This is a genomic window from Deltaproteobacteria bacterium, assembly GCA_009930495.1.
GTDB lineage: Bacteria > Desulfobacterota > Desulfovibrionia > Desulfovibrionales > Desulfomicrobiaceae > Desulfomicrobium.
Window position 1 is genome coordinate 1 of sequence record RZYB01000341.1, and the last position, 1,773, is coordinate 1,773.

The window sequence follows — 1,773 nt, forward strand, 5'->3', positions numbered from 1 at the left end:
GACTGGAAGAACTGGCCGTGGCGCATGTCCAGACCGAAAAACCAGCGCTGGATGGGCGTGAGCGGCGCGGCATCGCTCTCCGCGCCGGACGTTGCGGCCAGCTCCTCGATGACGGCGGCCATGGTCGCGGCGTGGGGTGCTTTGAACATGCTGAAATGATTGCCGGGGCAATACCGTTCCGTGGCTCCGGCCAAGGCCAGTCCGTCCCAGCCCAGGGGCCTGGTTTCAAAGGGCAGATACGCGCCGTCCACGGGGTCGGCCGGCCGCAGGCAGGTCATGGCCAGGGGCAGGGGCACGGGAACGTAATGCCCCCAGGCCAGCAACTGGGCGCCAAGCATGGCCCGGACACGGTCGTCATCGTTGTCCGGGGCGTGGCCGTCGTAGCCGCCCATGGTCGCAAGGCCGATGGCCACGGCCTCTTCCGGCACCTCGTCGGGGATGTCCCCAGCCGGCACGGGCTGCCCGTGGTCATCGACGAGCAGTCGGCTGCGCGTGTTCAGGGAGACGACGCCGCGCGGGGCGCAGCCGGCGCCAAGCAGCTGCCGGGCCAGTTCCCAGGCCGTCATTCCGGCCATGCACAGGCCAACCAGCAGAAAGTCCCCGTCCGGAAAACGTTCGATCAAGGCCGGGACATAGCGCGCCGCCAGGACATCCAGACGCGTGTCCGGTTTTTGTCCGTGATCCATGCCATACGGCGGCAGCACGAACACCGGGCGTCCCTCGGGCAGGGCGTCGACGAGGTCGCGGTAGCAGAGCACCGAGCCGCCCACGGCGTGGATTAGAACCACGGCCGTGCCCACGCCTTCGCGCAGGGGCACCAGCGGTCGCCAGCCGTTTTGGCCGCTCTCGATCCGGCGGACCAGGGAGCGAATCGTCACGCCGCCCATGAGTTCGGCCGTGGTCATGGCGCGGCCCAGGACGCTTTCGAGCCGACCGGCCAGACGCACGGCCTTGAGCGAATCGCCGCCCAGGCGATAAAAATCCTCGTCCAACCCCACGCCGTCAATGCCGAGCACGTCGCGCCAGATGCGGGCCAGGGCCAGTTCCAGCGCCGTGCCGGGGAGGGGACCCTGGCCGGTGCGAGGACGCGACGGCTTGGGCAAGGCGGCGCGGTCGATTTTTCCGTTGGACGTCAGGGGCAGGACGTCCAGGCGCACGAACAGGGACGGCACCATGTGCGCCGGCAGGGTGCGCCGGGCCAGGGCCAAAAGACTCTCCTCGTCCAGGGTCCGGGCCGCGACATAGGCGCAGAGCACCGGGTCTCCGGATGCGTCGGCCTGGGCCAGCACGACGGCCGCGTCCACGTCCGGATGGGTCAGCAGAACCTGTTCGATTTCCGCCGGTTCGACGCGGAAGCCCCGGATGCCGAGCTGGTCGTCGATGCGGCCCAGAAATTCCAGACTTCCGTCGGCCAGTTCCCGGCAGAGGTCGCCGGTGCGGTACAGACGGGCGTCGTCTGGGTCGGTCGGATCGGCGAAAGGATTGGGGACGAAGGCGCGCGCGGTTTGCTCCGGCTGGTGCAGATAGCCCCTGGCCAGGCCTGGGCCGGCTAGGTGCAGTTCGCCGGGCAGGCCGGCGGGCTGCGGATTGCCGTGGCGGTCCAGGAGCAGGCAGCGCGCGCCGGCAATGGGTCGGCCGATGGGAATGGGCGAAGCGGCGGAGCGCACGTGGTGGCAGGTGGCCATGATGGTCGCCTCGCTCGGGCCGTACTCGTTGTACAGGGCGTATGGCCGGGGGTGGTACACGCGCAGGGCGTCGCCGCCCGTGGCCAGC

General features: G+C 69.9%; 1 protein-coding gene. It reads right to left on the reverse strand.

The genetic code is table 11. The features are described from left to right. Positions 1 to 1,773 (reverse strand): hypothetical protein (locus tag EOL86_14495; protein NCD26781.1); only part of this gene is annotated, 1,773 nt, incomplete at both ends.